General features: G+C 62.6%; 20 protein-coding genes. 17 read left to right on the top strand and 3 right to left on the bottom strand.

The window, feature by feature from the left end:
* Window positions 1–110 precede the first annotated feature (110 nt).
* From VNK82_03070 to VNK82_03015, 12 genes are all read left to right on the top strand, one after another.
* Complete coding sequence (locus VNK82_03070) at window positions 111–584, top strand: VOC family protein (GenBank protein ID HXE89923.1); 474 nt, start codon at window positions 111–113, stop codon at window positions 582–584.
* 8 nt (window positions 585–592) lie between these two features.
* The gene (locus VNK82_03065) at window positions 593–868 is read left to right on the top strand and encodes a hypothetical protein (GenBank protein HXE89922.1); all 276 of its coding nucleotides are present in this window, start codon (window positions 593–595) and stop codon (window positions 866–868) included.
* 50 nt (window positions 869–918) lie between these two features.
* Window positions 919–1,281 carry a DUF1428 domain-containing protein gene (locus VNK82_03060; protein ID HXE89921.1) on the top strand — a complete coding sequence of 121 codons (363 nt, stop codon included), beginning with the start codon at window positions 919–921 and terminating at the stop codon, window positions 1,279–1,281.
* Window positions 1,282–1,355: 74 nt separating this feature from the next.
* The gene (locus VNK82_03055) at window positions 1,356–2,543 is read left to right on the top strand and encodes a hypothetical protein (GenBank protein ID HXE89920.1); all 1,188 of its coding nucleotides are present in this window, start codon (window positions 1,356–1,358) and stop codon (window positions 2,541–2,543) included.
* Complete coding sequence (locus VNK82_03050; protein HXE89919.1) at window positions 2,540–2,836, top strand: MoaD/ThiS family protein; 297 nt, start codon at window positions 2,540–2,542, stop codon at window positions 2,834–2,836. Before VNK82_03055 ends, VNK82_03050 begins: the two co-directional genes overlap by 4 nt.
* 651 nt (window positions 2,837–3,487) lie before the next feature.
* The gene (locus tag VNK82_03045; GenBank protein HXE89918.1) at window positions 3,488–4,012 is read left to right on the top strand and encodes a hypothetical protein; all 525 of its coding nucleotides are present in this window, start codon (window positions 3,488–3,490) and stop codon (window positions 4,010–4,012) included.
* 50 nt (window positions 4,013–4,062) lie between these two features.
* Window positions 4,063–7,149: a vitamin B12-dependent ribonucleotide reductase gene (locus VNK82_03040; GenBank protein HXE89917.1), complete on the top strand. Its 3,087-nt coding sequence runs from the start codon at window positions 4,063–4,065 to the stop codon at window positions 7,147–7,149.
* A 218-nt stretch (window positions 7,150–7,367) separates the two neighbouring features.
* Entirely contained in the window at window positions 7,368–8,417 is a 1,050-nt protein-coding gene (locus VNK82_03035; GenBank protein HXE89916.1) for a hypothetical protein, read from the top strand.
* A gap of 447 nt (window positions 8,418–8,864) precedes the next feature.
* On the top strand, window positions 8,865–9,281 hold the full coding sequence (locus VNK82_03030) for a hypothetical protein (protein HXE89915.1): 417 nt from the start codon (window positions 8,865–8,867) through the stop codon (window positions 9,279–9,281).
* A gap of 175 nt (window positions 9,282–9,456) precedes the next feature.
* Window positions 9,457–9,876: a nuclear transport factor 2 family protein gene (locus VNK82_03025; protein ID HXE89914.1), complete on the top strand. Its 420-nt coding sequence runs from the start codon at window positions 9,457–9,459 to the stop codon at window positions 9,874–9,876.
* Window positions 9,877–10,438: 562 nt separating this feature from the next.
* On the top strand, window positions 10,439–11,263 hold the full coding sequence (locus VNK82_03020; protein HXE89913.1) for a hypothetical protein: 825 nt from the start codon (window positions 10,439–10,441) through the stop codon (window positions 11,261–11,263).
* An 87-nt stretch (window positions 11,264–11,350) separates the two neighbouring features.
* Entirely contained in the window at window positions 11,351–11,557 is a 207-nt protein-coding gene (locus tag VNK82_03015; protein ID HXE89912.1) for a hypothetical protein, read from the top strand.
* Between the two features lie 129 nt (window positions 11,558–11,686).
* Here VNK82_03015 and VNK82_03010 read toward each other — a convergent pair whose 3' ends face one another.
* Complete coding sequence (locus VNK82_03010; GenBank protein HXE89911.1) at window positions 11,687–12,103, bottom strand: hypothetical protein; 417 nt, start codon at window positions 12,101–12,103, stop codon at window positions 11,687–11,689.
* Window positions 12,104–12,610: 507 nt separating this feature from the next.
* Between VNK82_03010 and VNK82_03005 the strand changes: the two genes are divergently transcribed.
* The 5 genes from VNK82_03005 (at window position 12,611) to VNK82_02985 (ending at window position 15,390) form a co-directional block, all read left to right on the top strand.
* Complete coding sequence (locus VNK82_03005) at window positions 12,611–13,036, top strand: OsmC family protein (GenBank protein ID HXE89910.1); 426 nt, start codon at window positions 12,611–12,613, stop codon at window positions 13,034–13,036.
* A gap of 27 nt (window positions 13,037–13,063) precedes the next feature.
* Entirely contained in the window at window positions 13,064–14,032 is a 969-nt protein-coding gene (locus VNK82_03000; GenBank protein HXE89909.1) for a MoxR family ATPase, read from the top strand.
* A gap of 87 nt (window positions 14,033–14,119) precedes the next feature.
* Entirely contained in the window at window positions 14,120–14,602 is a 483-nt protein-coding gene (locus tag VNK82_02995) for a DUF4149 domain-containing protein (GenBank protein ID HXE89908.1), read from the top strand.
* Window positions 14,603–14,761: 159 nt separating this feature from the next.
* Entirely contained in the window at window positions 14,762–15,004 is a 243-nt protein-coding gene (locus tag VNK82_02990; GenBank protein ID HXE89907.1) for a type II toxin-antitoxin system Phd/YefM family antitoxin, read from the top strand.
* The gene (locus VNK82_02985; GenBank protein ID HXE89906.1) at window positions 15,001–15,390 is read left to right on the top strand and encodes a type II toxin-antitoxin system VapC family toxin; all 390 of its coding nucleotides are present in this window, start codon (window positions 15,001–15,003) and stop codon (window positions 15,388–15,390) included. The genes VNK82_02990 and VNK82_02985 overlap by 4 nt, the downstream gene beginning before the upstream one ends.
* Before the next feature lie 162 nt (window positions 15,391–15,552).
* On the opposite strand, the gene VNK82_02980 is transcribed toward VNK82_02985, so the two are convergent.
* Complete coding sequence (locus tag VNK82_02980) at window positions 15,553–16,407, bottom strand: hypothetical protein (protein ID HXE89905.1); 855 nt, start codon at window positions 16,405–16,407, stop codon at window positions 15,553–15,555.
* 354 nt (window positions 16,408–16,761) lie between these two features.
* On the bottom strand, window positions 16,762–17,166 hold the full coding sequence (locus VNK82_02975; GenBank protein ID HXE89904.1) for a hypothetical protein: 405 nt from the start codon (window positions 17,164–17,166) through the stop codon (window positions 16,762–16,764).
* Window positions 17,167–17,305 lie beyond the last annotated feature (139 nt).

Below are 17,305 nucleotides of genomic sequence, written 5' to 3'. Positions count from 1 at the left end.
ACCCGTTGTGATCGCCGGCGGCGGTGGCTTTTTCCGCCGCCGGGCCCCAACCGGGACTGGCGATTCCACCGTTGCACGAACCGAAAGCGCACCTGCGAAAGGCGACACCGATGCCCAGAATCACTCCATTCCTGTGGTTCGACACTCAGGCCGAGGAAGCGGCCAGGTTCTACGTCTCCATCTTCAAGAACTCGAAGATCGTGAAAATCTCTCGTTACGGAGAGGCTGGACCCGGGCCCAAAGGCAGCGTGATGACCGTGGTCTTCCAGCTCGATGGACAGGAATTCATCGCGCTGAACGGCGGGCCGCATTTCAAGTTCACTGAGGCCGTATCCTTCTCCGTGGAGTGCCAGACCCAGCAGGAAGTGGACGAGTTCTGGGCCAAGCTCTCGGCCGGCGGAGAAGAAGGGCCGTGCGGCTGGCTGAAAGACAAGTACGGCCTCTCCTGGCAGATCAATCCCACTATCCTGGGCGAGATGCTCAGCGATCCCGATCCCGGAAAATCCACGAGAGTCATGGAAGCCATGCTCAAGATGAAAAAAATCGACATCCAGGCCCTGCGCCAGGCGTACGAGCAGGCATGAGGACCGCAATGACCGAACTGAGAATACTCACCAAACATCCTCAGGGTAAGCGCGGCTTGCACATCAGCAAGCAGAAGTACGATTCCATGAAGCAAGCCATCCTGGCGGCCCTCGAGGGGGCCGAACTCACGCATACGGAACTGTTCAGTCGGCTCAATCGCAAGCTCAAGGGCAGATTTCCCGGCAACGTCAGTTGGTACGGCGAAACCGTGAAGCTCGATCTGGAAGGCCGGAAACTCATCGCACGCACTGCTTCACGACCTCAAAGGTACCGGCTGAGGTAAAGCACAACATGTAAGCAGGCAGGTAAGTGTCAGCACCTGATCGGAGGACAATGATGAGCTACGTGGATGGCTTTGTTCTGGCAGTACCGAAGAAGAATCTGGCGGCGTATTCCCGCCTGGCCCGCGCGGCGGGCAAGGTGTGGCGCGAGCACGGCGCCCTCGACTACAAGGAATGCGTTGGCGAAGACCTCAAGGTCAAGTTCGGGCTTCCGTTCCCGCGCGTCATGAAGCTCAAGCCCGGCGAGACGGTATTTTTCTCCTACATCGTCTTCAAGTCGCGCCGCCATCGCGATCGCGTCAACGCCAAGGTCATGAAGGATCCGCGCCTGGCTGCGATGATGGATGGCAAGAAGATGCCCTTCGACGTCAAGCGCATGGCCTATGGCGGATTCAAGGTCCTGGTCGACGCCTGAGAGCCGAACTCTTCGAACCGGCAGGTCCAACAACAGCGCGGCACAATAAATTCAACGCAAGGAGCGTGGATTCCATGAGCGGAGTCAGGGTTTTGGTTGGCACTCGCAAAGGCGCTTTCATTCTCACCTCGGACGGCAAACGCAAGAACTGGGAGGTCGCCGGTCCTTTCTTTGCCGGCTGGGAGATCTACCACCTCAAGGGATCGCCCGCCGATCCCAACCGGCTGTACTGCTCGCAGACCAGCGGCTGGTTCGGGCAGATCATTCAGCGCTCCGACGACGGCGGCAAGACCTGGCATCAGCCCGGCACGCCGCCAGGCGAGACCGTCACCATCCCCGAAGGCATGCCCAAGGGCGAAAGCAACAAGTTCGTCTACGACACCTCGCCGGAAACCGGCAAGCCGCTCACCACCCACCAGTGGTACGACGGCACCCAGCACCCCTGGGAGTTCAAGCGCGTCTGGCATCTTGAGCCCTCGCTCAAGGACCCGGACACGGTCTACGCCGGCATCGAGGACGCCGCCCTGTTCCGCTCCACTGACGGCGGCAAGTCCTGGCACGAGCTCGCCGGACTGCGCGGACACGGTACCGGGCCCAAGTGGCAGCCCGGCGCGGGCGGCATGTGCCTGCACACCATCCTGCTCGATCCCCGCGACAACGGCCGCATGTTCGTGGCCATCTCCGCCGCCGGCGCTTTCCGCACCGACGACGCCGGCAAGACCTGGCGGCCCATCAACCGCGGCCTGGTCTCGCAGTACATCCCCGACCCCAACGCCGAGGTCGGCCACTGCGTGCACCGCATCGCTCTGCATCGCTCCCGCCCCGAGACTCTGTTCATGCAGAAGCACTGGGACGTCATGCGCAGCGACGACGCCGGCGACAACTGGCGTGAGATCAGCGGCAACCTGCCCACCGACTTCGGCTTCGTCATTGACGTGCACGCCCACGAGCCGGAAACCCTCTACGTCGTTCCCATCAAGAGCGATTCCGAGCACTACCCGCTGGAGGGCAGCCTGCGCGTCTATCGCAGCCGCACCGGCGGCAATGAATGGGAAGCCCTTACCGAGGGCCTTCCCCAGAGCAACTGCTACGTCAACGTGCTGCGCGATGCCATGGCCGTCGACTCGCTCGACGCCTGCGGCGTCTACTTCGGCACCACCGGAGGCCAGGTCTACGCCTCCGCCGACGCCGGCGACACCTGGGCTCCCATCGTGCGCGATCTTCCCGCCGTGCTTTCCGTGGAGGTACAGACGCTGCCATGATCCGGGTCGTGCTTCCGTATCATCTGCGCACGCTGGCCAAAGTGGATGGCGAAGTCTGTCTCGACGTCGAGGGCGAAGCCACGCTGCGCTCCGTCCTCGACGCCCTCGAGGCCCGCTACCCCATGCTGCGCGGCACCATCCGCGACCATGCCACCCTCCAGCGCCGCCCCTTCCTGCGCTTCTTTGCTTGCGAGGAAGACCTGTCCCACCAGCCGCCGGCGGCCGCGCTGCCCGCCGCCGTCGCCTCCGGCGCTGAACCCCTCTTCATCATCGGCGCCATCGCCGGCGGCTAGGGCAGAGTCCTTCGAGTGCTGGCGGTGCCCCATGTCTGCGCCACGCTTTTCGGCGCAGACGTGGGAGAGGAAGCACGCTGGTTTTACCGATTCGGCAATTCCGAGTTCCGCAATTCGGCAATCTCCCACTGCCCCATTTTTCTGCATTGACGTCCGGCGAATCCCCCGCGTACACTCCGCGTCACCTTCCAGCCGCGGTTCTTCTCCAGCCACAACCGAAACGCGTCGCAACCGCCAGCCAAGCGGACTTGGCGAAGGCCGCCTCGATTTGCACAGCGCTTTTCGCGGTCCAGGGCGCATCTGGAGGGTAAAGACACGCATGCTACAATATGTAGCGATATCCTCTTGACACGCCCTATATGTGGGAGTATTGTCCCTTCCCACGTGCAACGCGCCTTCGGGGTGAGGGTCGCGTTCCAGCCCGCTTTTTGGGGCTGATTTCATGCGGTGGCCCCCGTCGCGCCGGGGTGGTTGCCGGTCGCGATTCTTGAGGGGATAGGCACAAGGAAAGAGGGTGTTCCGGGGCTTCCCGGGCGCCCGAGAGGCTCCATCTTGCCTCCTCGTCCCGGCAACGGGACCCCGCGGCGGGACGCCCTCCCTGTGGTCAAGAGACAGGGGTTACCACACTAATTCGGAGGTCAGCTCGAACCCATGGAAGCCGATGCCCTTCGCCCGACGCCCTCCACGCTCCCGGTCGACCCCGGTGCCGAGACCGGCCTGAACTGGTCTCCCTGGTCGCGGTGCGAGTCCAGCTTCAGCCTGCTGCTGGTTCCGCACCAGCCGGGCGTGTTCGCCCTCGCCGAGGAGGTCGCCGCGCCCGCCGGCGCCGCCGCCCGCCGCATGCTCGCGCTCTTCCACGTGGCCGAGGCCGAGGACCTCGCCCGCGCCCTCAGCCGTCTGTTCGCGGCCGAAAGCCCGGTGCGCGCCAAGCTTCAGGAGGGCCGCTGCTACGTGCGCTACGCCGCCATCGCCGATCCCGGCCGCCGCCGTGCCGTCGCCGCCGCGCTCGCGCACTGGTTGGCCGCCGCTTCCGATTCCGCCGCCGCGCTCAGTAGCGACGCTTCGGGCGACCCATTCGGCGGCAGCGCACTTCCGCCGCCCTCAATCGTCAATCCCAAAATCGTCAATCGTCATTCGAAGGATCTGCGTCCTTCGCCGCTGCCCGCTGGCTTCTGAGGTTCCGCCGTGGGCACTGGCACACCCTGTTCTGAAAGAGGAGAATAGAGATGGGCGACATCACACCGAAGATCGGGACCCCGGGTCCCAGCCCTGTCGTCGTGAAGGTCAACCAGCAGACCGGCGCCGCTCCCGCCGCCGAAAAGACGGCCGCCAAGAAGTCTGCCCCCGGCCTCGCCTTTCGCCGTTATTTCACCCAGGGCGGTGTCTCGCCCTACGACCAGATCGAGTGGGAACTGCGCACCGCCCTCATCACCGACGCCCAGGGCAACGTCATCTTCGAGCAGAAGGACGTCGAGGTCCCCAAGGACTGGTCCATGACCGCCACCAACATCGTGGCGTCAAAATACCTCCACGGCCGCCTCGGCACCCCGGAGCGTGAATCCAGCGTCCGCCAGCTCATCAGCCGCGTCGCCGAGACCATCCGCGACTGGGGCGTTGCCGCCGGCTACTTCCGCACCCCGGTGGATGCCGCCATCTTCCACGACGAGCTCACCTACCTGCTGCTCAACCAGTACGCCGCCTTCAATTCCCCCGTCTGGTTCAACGTCGGCTGCGACCGCCTGGAACCCGATGCCGACGCCACCAACTGGCACTGGAACCCGGCCACCGCCCGCGTCGAGTTCGCCCGCACCGGCTACCGCAACCCGCAGTGCTCGGCCTGCTTCATCAACTCCGTGCAGGATTCGCTCGACAGCATCCTCACCCTCGCCAAGACCGAGGGCATGCTGTTCAAGTTCGGCTCCGGCACCGGCACCAATCTCTCCACGCTGCGCTCTTCTTCGGAAGCGCTGGCCGGCGGCGGCACCGCCTCCGGGCCCCTGAGCTTCATGAAGGGCTACGATGCCTTTGCCGGCGTCATCAAGAGCGGCGGCAAGACCCGACGCGCCGCCAAGATGGTCATCCTCAACATCGACCATCCTGATATCGTCGAGTTCATCGAGTGCAAGGCCAAGGAAGAAGCCAAGGCCTGGGCCCTGGTGCAGGCCGGCTACGACGGCCACTCCCCCGACGCCGAAGCCTACTCCTCCGTCTTCTTCCAGAACGCCAACAACTCCGTGCGCGTCACCGATGACTTCATGCTCGCGGTCGAGCGCGACGCCGATTTCACCACCTTCAGCGTCCGCGACCATCGTCCCGTGCACACCTATAAGGCGCGCGACCTGCTGCGCAAGATCGCCCAGGCCACCTGGCAGTGCGGCGATCCCGGCATGCAGTTCGATACCACCATCAATCGCTGGCACACCTCCAAGCACACCGCCCGCATCAACGCTTCCAATCCGTGCTCGGAGTACATGTTCCTCGACGACTCTGCCTGCAACCTGGCCAGCCTCAACCTCATGAAGTTCGCCCGCAACGGCAGCTTCGACGTCGAGGCTTACCGCCACGCCGTCGACGTCATCATCACCGCCCAGGAGATCCTGGTCGATGGCGCCAGCTACCCCACCGAAGCCATCGCCCGCAACTCGCATGACTACCGCCCGCTCGGCCTGGGCTACGCCAATCTCGGCGCCCTGCTGATGGCCGCCGGCCTGCCCTACGACTCCGACGCCGGCCGCGACTTCGCCGCCTGCGTCACTGCCATCATGTGCGGCGAGGCCTATCTCCAGTCCGCCCGCATCGCCGAGCACTGCCCCGCGCTCGCCCCCGCTACCGATTTCTGCCAGAAGGCCGAAATCACCGGCGGCGCATGTCCGGGCTTCTACGTCAACCGCGAGCCCTTCTTGGACGTCATCCGCATGCACCGCGCCTCCGTCAACCACATCGGCGCCTCGCTCGAAACTCGAAACTCGAAGCTCGAAACCGGTTCTTCCCAGCTTCCCGAGCTCATCGCCGCCTCCCGCGACTGCTGGGACCAGGCTCTCGCCCTGGGCGAGAAGTTCGGATATCGCAACTCCCAGGTCACCGTCCTCGCCCCCACCGGCACCATCGGCTTCATGATGGATTGCGATACCACCGGCGTCGAGCCGGATCTGGCGCTGGTGAAGTACAAGAAGCTGGTGGGCGGCGGCATGATCAAGATCGTGAACAACACCGTGCCTCTGGCGCTGTTCAAGCTGGGGTACACCCACGAGCAGGCCAACGCCATCGTCAGCTACATCGACGCCACCGGCACCATCGAAGGCGCGCCGGGAATCAAGGACGAGCATCTGCCGGTGTTCGATTGCTCCTTCAAGCCCGCCAAGGGCACGCGCAGCATCCATTACATGGGCCATCTCCGGATGATGGCCGCGGTGCAGCCGTTCATCTCCGGCGCCATCTCCAAGACCGTCAACCTGCCCGAATCGGCCACGGTGGAAGAGATCATGGACGCTTACATCCAGTCCTGGAAGCTGGGCCTCAAGGCCGTCGCCATCTACCGCGATGGCTGCAAGAAGGCGCAGCCGCTCTCCGCCGCCGGCACCGCCACCGCCGAATCTGGCAAAAGCGGCGCCGCCGGGCTGCGGCTGGTCTCCAAAGAAGCCGCGAAGGAAGCGGAAGCGGAGCCGGTCGAAGAATCGGCCGCGCCGCCGCGCGCCGTCCGCCATCGTCTGCCGGAGGAGCGCCGCTCGCTCACGCACAAGTTCAACGTGGGCGGGCACGAGGGCTACATCACCGTGGGCGTCTACAAGGACGGCTCCCCGGGCGAGATTTTCATCACCATGGCCAAGGAAGGCTCGACCGTCAGCGGGCTCATGGATAGCTTCGCCTGCGCCGTCTCCATCGCCTTGCAGCACGGCGTCCCGCTGAAGCTGTTGTGCGAGAAGTTCGCGCACACCCGCTTTGAGCCCTCGGGCTGGTCCACCAACCCCGACATCGGCTACGCCAAGAGCGTGATGGACTACATCTTCCGCTGGCTGGAGCTGCGCTTCCTCACCGGCCAGCAGCAGTTCCTGTTCGAGGACCTGCGGCTCAAGGCCCAAGCCGCCACCGCTCCGGGTGCAGAAGCTCCCGGTGCGTCCGCAGCCTCCGAGGTTCCGCCTTCTCTGAGAACTGAGAACCGAGAACTGAGAACTTCGGCCCACCCCGCTGACGCTCTCCGCGACTTGGTGGACATGGGCGACGCGCCTTCCTGCCACGTCTGCGGCGCGATTATGACCCGCAACGGGTCGTGTTACCGGTGCATGAGTTGTGGCGCGACGAGCGGATGTTCGTAGAAAGGATTCACCGCCGAGACCGCAGAGATCGCGGAGAATCGGGTGGAGCAGGGCTTTAGCCCTGCAGGAAAGAGCAACAACCTCGCGGGCTTTAGCCCCTGAGGGCAACAAGTGGTGAGCAGTTAGAAGACGTTCAGGACGTGTAGGGAGGGCACGGCCAACGCCGTGCCTTATTTGTTTCATAGGCCTGAAAGATGATTGTCCCAATTAGATTTGAAATGATGCCCGATGGCTCTGTAGTAGACCATAAGGGGCGCATCACATTGTTTAGCCTTCATCGTTTCATTTCAGAGATCGCTACAGGGGATCACTGTTTTATTTGTGGCGCGAAACCGGGAACCGCCCCATTCAACGATGAACATGTGCTTCCTGATTGGATTCTGAAACGCTACAAATTGCACGACAAGACCATCACAATCCCGAACAACACAGGCCTTCGGTACGGTCAGATGAAGATACCCTGTTGTGTCGAGTGCAACAGCACAATGGGAAGCAACATAGAGAAACCCATGAGTGAAATGTTCTCACAAGGCACCGAGGGATTATCAAGTGAATTCAAGAAGTATGGGCCATGGCGACTCTTTATGTGGATGTCCTTGATTTTTCTTAAGACACATCTCAAGGACAAGAACCTCAGCTTTTGTCGCGACAAACGCAAAGGCGATGCCAAGATTGCTGAATTCCACAGCTGGGAGGACTTGCATCATCTCCACTGCATCGCTCGAGCCTTCTACACGGGCTGCAACATAGCCGCGGAAGTCGCCGGTTCGCTACTGGTGCTTCCAGCAAAGGTTCGGCCGCATTTTGAGAGCTTTGACTACGGCGACCTTTCATTGGCCCAAACCATGCTCTTGCGACTGGATGACGTTGCAATCATCGCTGTTTTCAATGATTCTCAGGCCGCTCTCCAGATTTACTCGGAGGAGTTGAAAAGACTTGATGGCCCTCTGTCGCCTTTGCAGCTGCGCGAGATTGCTGCTCGGCTAGCTTCCATCAACATTCAACTGAGCGAGAGGCCGAGGTTCTTTTCCGAGTTTGATCGGATATCGGGCGAATACAAGATTGTTGCTTACCGGCCCGAGGTATGGCAGTTGGAGAACTGGCAACATCAGATCCACGGAGCAATCATGCACCACATTTGCCAGGACTTGGTTGTGGGTGTAGAGAGGGATGTCATCTTGAGTGGTCTCAAGACGGGTCGCTATACGTTTCTCCTGGACAAACGAGGCAGTTTCCTCCGAGACCACATGGAGTTGCTACCCGACTAAGAAGTGCATGCCCGCAACAACGGGAGCGCTCACGCCGCACTTTGGTTTACAGCGTCCCCCCTGCAACTTTTCCCTTGACAACCGCATCCAATAAGATATAATCTCTGTAGATATATTGACGAAGAGAAAATAACTACTTTGTTTTCAAAGACCGCAGACCTAACCCCTTGGGAGTCAAAGACCTGGCCGCATCGCCGCCCCTATCTCGCTGATTCTTAAAGACCACGGGTATAGGGGGAGGGGTGGGGTACACCGATTGAATCATTCAATCATCGGGTCATTGAATCATTGAAAGGCGAAGACCTTTTTCGCCATGGATCAAAGCCGATGAACACGGATTCCAAAACGCAGTCCTTGCCCTGAAGACCCGATCCGCGTCAATCCGTGTCCATCCGTGGCCAAACGCTTTTGCTTGGACGTGAAACCTGAAACCAGAAACGAGAAACCATGAACGCGAACATTCCCACCTGTCACTACATCCGCACCGATGGAAGGCGCTGCGGCTCTCCCGCCCTCCGCGGCCAGCGCTTCTGCTACTACCACTACGAGGCTCGCCGTGCCACCGTGAACCTCGACATCCCGCCGCTCGAGGACGGCAACGCCATCCAGGTCGCCCTGCTCGACATCATCCGCGCCCTCGCCGACGACCGCCTCGACTCCGGCAAGGCCACCGCCCTCGGCTACCTGCTCCAGACCGCCGCCGCCAACCTCAAGAACGTCCACTTCGGCTTCCACAAGTACGACATGGTCACCGACCTCCCTGCCCAGGATCCCCACCACCGCGGCGTCTCCCCGCAGAACGGTGGCGAATCCGATCACCCTATCTCTCCCCCGCGCGGTGTCCATCCGCGTCCCTCCGCGTGAATCCGCGGCGAAAAAGCGGACAGCGGAAGGCGGAAGGCGGAGAGCGCTCCCGGTCACGAAAGTAACCTCGTAATGGCCAGGAGGTTCACCATCCATCGGACAGGCCAGGAGCGGGTAAGAGATTGCGCAGGCTGAGGGGGCGTCCTATGCTGGGCGCAATCCCCGAGGGTGAGTTGTGAGCAGTGCCGCCAATCCGTACGAGGACGCCGAAGTCGTCATCTGGAAGCTGAGCGAGCAGTGGATGCGCGACTGGAACGCCGGCGACCTCGACAAGGTGGTCGACCTCTACGCCAAAGACGCGCTCTACCTGCCGGCGCACGATGATCCTATCCACGGGCGGGCGCGCATCCGCGAGTTCCTGCGCGGGTCGCTGGAAAAGGGCGCGAGCGACTTCACGCTGCAGATCGACTTCATCCAGCGCGCCGGCGACCTGGCCTACGACGTGGGCCGCTATGCCGTGAGCCTGCACCAGGACGACGGCAGCCGGAAACGCGACCGCGGCCGCTACCTGGTGGTGTGGCAGCGGCAAGCGGCGGGCGACTGGCGCATGCTGGTGTTCGCCGCCTGGTCGAGCGAAGAACCCAGAAAGCAGTGATCAGTGGCCAGTGGTCAGTGGCCAGTGGCCAGAAAAGGCAAAAGGCGCTCCCCGCCATCCGCTATCCGTGAAAAGGCAAAAGCCTTTCGCTGCGGATGAACGTGGAGGGGCGCGGAACAAGTAACTGCGAGCCGCGAACTATGAACTGTCAACTGAAGGCGGAGAGCGCAAAGCGGAGAGCGATAGCAATTAGCCAGGAGCCAAGAGCCAAGAAAAAAGGACAAAAGCCTTTCGCCGCGGATGCACGCGGATGGGCGCGGAACAAGTAACTGCGAGCCGCGAACTATGAACTGTGAACTGAAGGCGGAAAGCGGAAAGCGCAAAGCGGAGAGCGATAGCAATTAGCCAGGAGCCAAGAGCCAGGAGCTAGAAGCCAGGAGCTAGAAGCCAGGAGCTAGAAGCTACTGCATCAACGGGTTAAGGGGCCGGTCGGCCAGGGCGGGGCAGGCACCTTGGTGGTATTGCATCACGGAAGGCTGTGACATTAAGATGCTGCGCATACTTCTCGGTCCCTCACGAGGGGTTGGGGGCATCTCACACCGCAATTCTGGAGGCATTGAGCATGACAAGTTCTCGTCGCACACTCGTGCGCGTGCTGGCCGTTGGGTTGGCGCTTCTGGCGCTTGCCACGGTGCTGTACGCGAGTCACTCTTGGGGCAACTACCACTGGGCGCGCACCGCCAATCCGTTCACCCTGAAGCTGGGCGATAACGTCAGTTCCACCTGGGATCCGATGCTGGCTACGGCTTCGAGCGACTGGAGCGCGTCGAGCGTGCTGAACACCACGATTGTGGCCGGCGGGAATCCGCGGCCCAAGAACTGCCGGCCGACGAGCGGGCGCGTCGAGGTCTGTAACGCCAGCTACGGCAACAACGGCTGGCTGGGGCTGGCGCAGATTTGGGCGAGCGGCAGCCACATCACCCAGGGCGTGGTGAAGCTCAACGACTTCTACCACAACAATCCGCCGTACAACTCGACGGCATGGCGGCGGCTGGTGATGTGCCAGGAGATTGGGCACACCTTCGGCCTCGACCATCAGGACGAGAACTTCGACAACGGCAACCTGGGGACCTGCATGGATTACACCGACGATCCCGATGGTCCGCCTTCGAACGAGCATCCCAATTCGCACGACTACCAGCAACTCGAAACGATCTATGCCCACCTGGACAGCACCACGACCGTGGGCCAGACGGTGAGCCGGCATCCGAACGCGATGAACGCCATTGACTTCGAAGGCCCGGGGCAGTGGGGCCGACTGGTGGCCCGCTCGCGCAACGGCGGAACCGAGGTCTATGAACTGGACTTCGGCGGCGGACACAAGGTGTTCACGTTTGTCATCTGGACGCTGGAGGAGCGCGACCGGCGCAACAAAGCGCTGGAATAACCGGCCGGATCTGATTCTTGGGGGCGAGGCCGTGCGCCTCGCCCTTACTGTTTTCTGCCCCATGCGAAGCCGGGCTACAATGCGGATGTGAGCGAGAAACCCCGGTCGTCGCGTCCGCGCGAAGCGGACCCAGGTTCGACGGACGAAACGCGGCGCGCGGCGGAGCACCGGCCGAGCGCCACCGAACCGGCCATCCGGCATTGCCCGACCTGCTCCTCGCGGCTGGTGGACCGGCACTGCAAGCTGGTCTGCCCGCAATGCGGATTCTTTCTGAGCTGCGCGGATTTCTATTGAACCAGTGGCTGGTGATCAGTGGTCAGTGGCTAGCGAACCACCATCAGAACGACGCAGCGAGCAGGAATACAAACCAACACTCCTCCGCTTTTCGGCGGATAGCTGAAGGCTGAAGAATGACGGCCGTCGTCAGGCTTTGGGCTTGGGGAGGTCTTCCTTGGCGACCTCGGCGGTGGGGAAGTCGCCTTTGGCGCGCTTGAGGTTGCGCACGGTGTACCAGGCGAAAACCATTGCGCCGAAGAGCATATAGCCGCGAGGGTCGCGCAGGCCGTCAACGGCGAAGATGAAGGCAACGCCCATCCAAAGAACGCTGGCGATGGTGAGGCTGACGACACGACCGGCGTGGTCGGGCAGCAGCTTCTTCAGACGGAAGGCGAGATACAGGTTCAGCAGCGCGAACACCACGCCCAGCAGCCCGAAGATGAAAGCAGACCGGCCGCCGGGACGCATGGCGGCGAACACCAGCTCGTAGCTGATCAGGGCCTGCAGTGCGGCGATAGCGGTCAGAGCGAGCCGCAGCTTCTTGTGGGTGGGTTTCATCACCATAGACGCCGATTCCTCCTGGGTGGTCGCGGCCGCCGGCCGCGGGCTCGCCTCAACGGGTTGTTATCGGAAAACCACCACGAAAACGCGGGCTGAAACGGGAGCCCGCCCGCATCGCCCGAATGCGGTGAAACTGCGGCAACGTTATGGCCCTGCGGGCGGGAGTGTCAAGAACTAACTTGATTCTGTGAACACGATGGTAACGGGCGAAAACAAGGAGGCAGGAAGCAGGGACGGAATCGTTGAATCAGCGAATCAGCACAAGGCGATAAGCGATCAGCAATAAGCGGCAGCCGACATCTGAGACGTGACTGCGAAGGTGGTATCTTTATGGGCTGCGCCCAGAGCGGCGCGGACTCATAAGAGCTGGTTCCAGGGATATCGGTTCGGCGGATTTCCTCGGCGGCTGAAGGCGTGTGTTCGCACACGGCCCGCAACGGCGCGGCTGAAGCCGTGCCCCTCCGAACCACCAGGACCCGGTTCCGAGAAAAATCTCTTAAGGAGAGCACCATGGAGCGGCAGGCGAGTGCGGTGTGGAAAGGCGGACTGAAAGACGGCAAGGGCACGATCTCAGCGCCCAGCGGAGTGCTGAAGGACACTCCGTATTCGTTCACCACGCGCTTCGAGAACACTCCGGGCACGAACCCGGAAGAACTGGTGGCGGCGGCGCACGCGGGATGCTTCTCCATGGCGCTCTCGGCGCAACTGGGCAATGCGGGGATGACGCCGGAGAGCATCCGCACCAACGCCAGACTGACGATGGAGAAACTGGAGGCGGGGTGGACGGTGACGGCCATCCATCTGGATGTGACGGCGAAGATTCCCGGCGGCGACAAGGGCAAGTTTGAGACGGCGGCGGCCAACGCCAAGGCGGGTTGTCCGATCTCGCGGCTGCTGAACGCCAAGATCACCATGGAGGCGAAGCTGGAAAGCTAGCCACAGAGGCACAGAGACACAGAGGAGTTGGCGACCGGCACACAGAGCGGGATGGAGACGCGGGCGGCGCGAGTGGCGCGGCTGGAACAGGCGCTGCGCACGGTGATCCGCGGCAAGGATGACGTGGTGCGCCTGGCGCTGGTGGGCATCCTGGCGCGCGGACATCTGCTCATCGAGGGCGTGCCCGGCGTGGGCAAGACCACGCTGGCGCACGCGCTGGCGCGGGCGCTGGACTGCAGCTTCCAGCGCATCCAGTTCACCAGCGACATGCTGCCCTCCGACGTAGTGGGCATCTCCATCTACTCGGCACAGGAACAGCGCTTCGAGTTCAAGCCCGGGCCGGTGTTCACCAACGTGCTGCTGGCGGATGAGATCAACCGCACCACGCCCAAGACGCAGTCGGCGCTGCTGGAAGCGATGAACGAAGGCCAGGTGACGGTGGACAGCCGCAGCTACACGCTGCCGCAGCCATTCCTGGTGATCGCCACGCAGAACCCGGTGGAGCATCACGGGACGTATCCGTTGCCGGAGTCGCAGATGGACCGCTTCCTGATGCGGGTCTCGATGGGCTATCCGGAGGCGGCCAGCGAGCGGCAGATCCTGCGCTCGGAAGCGGGCATGGCGCAGCTCGAGCACCTGCGGCCGGTCATGACCGGCGCCGACGTCACCGCCATGCAGGAGGAAGTCGCGCAGGTGAAGGTGGACGACGCGCTGGTGGATTACACGCTGGAAATCGTCCAGCGCACGCGCGATTCGGAGCACCTCTCGCTCGGGGTCTCGCCGCGGGGCGCGCTCATGCTCTACCGCGCGGCCCAGGCGCTGGCCTACGTGGAAGGACGCAGCTTCGCGCAGCCCTCCGACTTCAAGTCTCTGGCCGTTCCGGTGTTCGCCCACCGCGTGGTGGTCAACGCGCGCTATGCCTCCACGCTCAAGAAGAGCGAGCAGGCGGAGCAGATCCTGAAGGACATCGTAGAATCGGTACCCGTACCGGTGTAACAACATTCGCTCATTGAATCAGTCAATCATTGACTCATTGAGAAGCCAGAATCCCGAAACAGGTGTTTCCACTGATTCACTGATTCAATGACTCAATCCCTGCGTTTCCTGATGCTGGCGGCGCTGGTGGTATGGCTGGGCGGGATCGTGTTCTTTGGCGCAGTGGTGGCGCCCACGCTGTTCAGCGTGCTGCCGTCGCGGCATCTGGCGGGCACGGTGGTGGTGGAGGCGCTGACGCGGTTGCACTTCATGGGGATGGCCGCGGGCGCGCTGTTTGCGGCCTGCTCGATGATCCACGGGCGGCTGACTGCAGGGTATGCGCGGCCGTTCGCGGTGCGCCACCTGCTGATCTACGCCATGCTGGTGTTGACGCTCGTCTCACAATTCCTCCTCATGCCGAAGATGAAAGTGTTGCGGGCGGCGATGGTGGAGATCGACAGAGTGCCAGCCGACGACCCACGGCGAGTGGAATTCAACCGCCTGCACAGGCAATCGACGCAGATCGAAGGCGCGGTGCTGCTGTTGGGCGCGGGCGTAATAATGTCGCTGGCGCGAGTGCGGCCAAGGTGAAAGGCCGGCTACCAAGAAAGGCCAACCCTTCCGCCGCGGACCCACGCGGATGAGCGGATCAAGAGCAAGAACTCAACCATGTCACGGCTCGACAATTCGGCAATCCGCATGCTCCTTTTGGAGTTGACCATTAAATATGACCATGGTATATTTGTTAGGATGAAAGACGTGGCCATCTCCGAGTTCAAGGCCAAGTGCCTGGCGCTGCTGGAGCAGGTCCGCCGCACCCGGAGGCCGATCCGGGTCACGCGCTTCGGCAAGCCGGTGGCCGAGCTAGTTCCGCCGTCGCCTGCGGCCGGGGGCGCTGAGTGGCTGGGGTCCATGGCGGACACCCTGGCGATCACCGGCGACATTGTGGCCCCGGTCATCGAGGAGACCGACTTCGAGGCGCTGCGCGATTGAAACTGTTGCTCGATACGCACATCTGGTTGTGGAGCTTGGCCGAACCGGCTCGTCTTGGGCGACGGGTCCGCCGGGAGCTGGCCGATCGCTCGAACGAACTGTGGCTCTCTCCCGTCAGCACGTGGGAGGCGCTGTTGCTGAAAGCCAAGGGGCGCATCCGCCTGCGGGGCGAGGTGGCCGCTTGGCTGGCGCGGGCCACCGCGCATCTGCAAGAGGCGCCGCTGACGCATGAGATCGTGCTGGCAGCGCACCAGTTGCCGCTGCCCCATCCAGATCCCGCCGACCGCTTCCTGGCCGCCACGGCTCAAGTGTTGGGCCTAACCCTGGTCACGGCGGACCACCGGTTGCTGGGGCTGGGAGAGATTGCGACCCTGGCCAATCGCTGAGGCCAAATCGTCCGCCGCGGATCCACGCGGATGAGCGCGGATCAAAAGCAGGAATTCAATTACTAAGGGGTCGCGTTCGACAGGCGCAGGCGGCGCACTGCGTGAAGTGCCGAATCTGAAATCTCCAAATTCGGCACTTCGGCAATTCCGCAATGGGGGCGATTACTGGGCAGCCGGAGCTTTCTTGGGTGCGGGCTTGGGCGCCGCGGGCTTCCAGAAATCGGGCTCAGCGGCGATCCATGAGTCGGGCGGATAGCTCATCTTGGGGCTGAACATGAAGATCTGCCCCTCGCTGCTTTCCAGGCCCTGGGCGGCGAATTCCTGCTGCTTCTTCTGGCCGTCCTCACCGAGCGCGTCCTGATACGCCTTGCCGTGCACGGTCGGGAACCCATCCATCTCCTTCAGCGACTTCATGGGGATGAAGATGAGGTAGAGGTTGCCCGCTCCTGCCACGGACTGATACACGGCGTAAGAGTCGGTGAGCTTGGCCTTTTCGTGCGCTTCGCGCACCAGCTTGCGGACGGCGCTGAAGTGATCGCCGTGACCGGGCTTCACCGTCTGGGAGACGATGAAAAAGTAGCGCACGCCGGCCACCGGGATGTTCATGTTGTAGCTCAGCTCCGGCAGGTAGCGGAAGGCGGCGGTGCGGTTCTCCTTGAGGTAGTCGCCGTCCTTGTCGGCCAGCGTCTCCAGTTCCGCCGTGAGGGTGGCGTTCTTGGCAATCTCCTGGTTCTCCTTCTCCCAGGCGGCGAAGGAGTCGTAGCCGGACATGAACAGCACCCGGCCTTCGCCGGTCAGGGAAGAGGCGGCGAGGTAGCGCACCGGCGACTTGGCCTTGGCAAAGGCGCGCGGCCAGCCGGCTTCCCACTTCTCGTGCACTCCGGCTTTGCCGGCCTTGAGCAGTTCGCGGGTGATGACCAGGACTGGGGGAGGGTCCAACACGGCTTGTTGCGCCTGAGCGAAAACGGCCGCGCCCAGACAGAGACAGAGGACGGACAACATCACGACTCTTTTCATGGATTCTCCTTGGTAGGACGGGAACAGCGAGATGCGAAGGCGGGCCATTATGAACGAGGGAAGCACATTTGTGAACTGTGAACTTTGAAGGGCGATTGGAAGGCGGCAGCTCGCAGCGGGCGAGAGGCAGGAAAGGCAAAGGCTTTGCGCCGCGGATGGACGCGGATGAGCCCGGATCACGTCAACTGCGAACAGCGAACTCCGAACCAAAAGCGGAAAGCGGAAAGCGGAAGGCGGAGGGCGATAGGCGATAAGCGGTAAGCGATAAGCCAAGAGCCAAGAGCCAAGGGCGGCGGTCTTCTGAGAACTGGGAACCGAGAACTGAGAACTCAAGGAGCTGCGACGAAGTGCGATTCAGTCCTTCGCGGAGTCGGCCTGTTCCGCCCGGCCGCGGAGGAAGCCGAGGTGGTAGGCGACGATGGCGGCGCCGCCCGCGACGATGATGGCTTGCAGCCAGTCCATGCGCGGCGCGTCGGAAGTGTTCGGCAGCCGGTCCGGGCGGGGCAGGCGGAAAAGCGAGCGGCGCGGCTGAAGATCTTCCGTACTTCGAGCCGGAGCAGAGCCCGCGCGCTGACCGGCATCGGTCTCGCCGGACGAGCGTGTCGAAGGCACGGCCCGGGATTCGCAGGCATGATTTTCCTTCGGCTGCTTGATGAAAGCGCCTGCACGGTTAGAGGCGAGCGCGGGAAACAGAGTTGCCAACGAAGCAGACGGCAGGAACGAAAAACCTTTTCGCCTCGGATGAACGCGGATGAACACGGATTACGTCAAATGCGAACTTTGAACTATGAACCTGTGAACTACAAACTGAAGGCGGAAAAGCGGAAAGCGGAAAGCGATAAGCAATAAGCGATAAGCCAAGAGCCAAGAGCCAAGAGCCAAAAGCCAAGAGCCGAAG

Source organism: Terriglobales bacterium (assembly GCA_035573675.1).
Classification (GTDB): domain Bacteria; phylum Acidobacteriota; class Terriglobia; order Terriglobales; family Acidobacteriaceae; genus DATMAB01.
The sequence above is the reverse complement of the archived record's forward strand: the minus strand, read 5'-3'. Positions and strand labels throughout refer to the sequence as shown.

Excerpts from the sequence above, each read along its gene's own strand:
- VNK82_03070 (HXE89923.1), top strand. The coding sequence starts at position 111 with ATGCCCAGAATCACTCCATTCCTGTGGTTCGACACTCAGGCCGAGGAA.
- VNK82_03065 (HXE89922.1), top strand. The coding sequence starts at position 593 with ATGACCGAACTGAGAATACTCACCAAACATCCTCAGGGTAAGCGCGGC.
- VNK82_03060 (HXE89921.1), top strand. The coding sequence starts at position 919 with ATGATGAGCTACGTGGATGGCTTTGTTCTGGCAGTACCGAAGAAGAAT.
- VNK82_03055 (HXE89920.1), top strand. The coding sequence starts at position 1,356 with ATGAGCGGAGTCAGGGTTTTGGTTGGCACTCGCAAAGGCGCTTTCATT.
- VNK82_03050 (HXE89919.1), top strand. The coding sequence starts at position 2,540 with ATGATCCGGGTCGTGCTTCCGTATCATCTGCGCACGCTGGCCAAAGTG.
- VNK82_03045 (HXE89918.1), top strand. The coding sequence starts at position 3,488 with ATGGAAGCCGATGCCCTTCGCCCGACGCCCTCCACGCTCCCGGTCGAC.
- VNK82_03040 (HXE89917.1), top strand. The coding sequence starts at position 4,063 with ATGGGCGACATCACACCGAAGATCGGGACCCCGGGTCCCAGCCCTGTC.
- VNK82_03035 (HXE89916.1), top strand. The coding sequence starts at position 7,368 with ATGATGCCCGATGGCTCTGTAGTAGACCATAAGGGGCGCATCACATTG.
- VNK82_03030 (HXE89915.1), top strand. The coding sequence starts at position 8,865 with ATGAACGCGAACATTCCCACCTGTCACTACATCCGCACCGATGGAAGG.
- VNK82_03020 (HXE89913.1), top strand. The coding sequence starts at position 10,439 with ATGACAAGTTCTCGTCGCACACTCGTGCGCGTGCTGGCCGTTGGGTTG.
- VNK82_03010 (HXE89911.1), bottom strand. The coding sequence starts at position 12,103 with ATGGTGATGAAACCCACCCACAAGAAGCTGCGGCTCGCTCTGACCGCT.
- VNK82_03005 (HXE89910.1), top strand. The coding sequence starts at position 12,611 with ATGGAGCGGCAGGCGAGTGCGGTGTGGAAAGGCGGACTGAAAGACGGC.
- VNK82_02995 (HXE89908.1), top strand. The coding sequence starts at position 14,120 with ATGACTCAATCCCTGCGTTTCCTGATGCTGGCGGCGCTGGTGGTATGG.
- VNK82_02990 (HXE89907.1), top strand. The coding sequence starts at position 14,762 with ATGAAAGACGTGGCCATCTCCGAGTTCAAGGCCAAGTGCCTGGCGCTG.
- VNK82_02980 (HXE89905.1), bottom strand. The coding sequence starts at position 16,407 with ATGAAAAGAGTCGTGATGTTGTCCGTCCTCTGTCTCTGTCTGGGCGCG.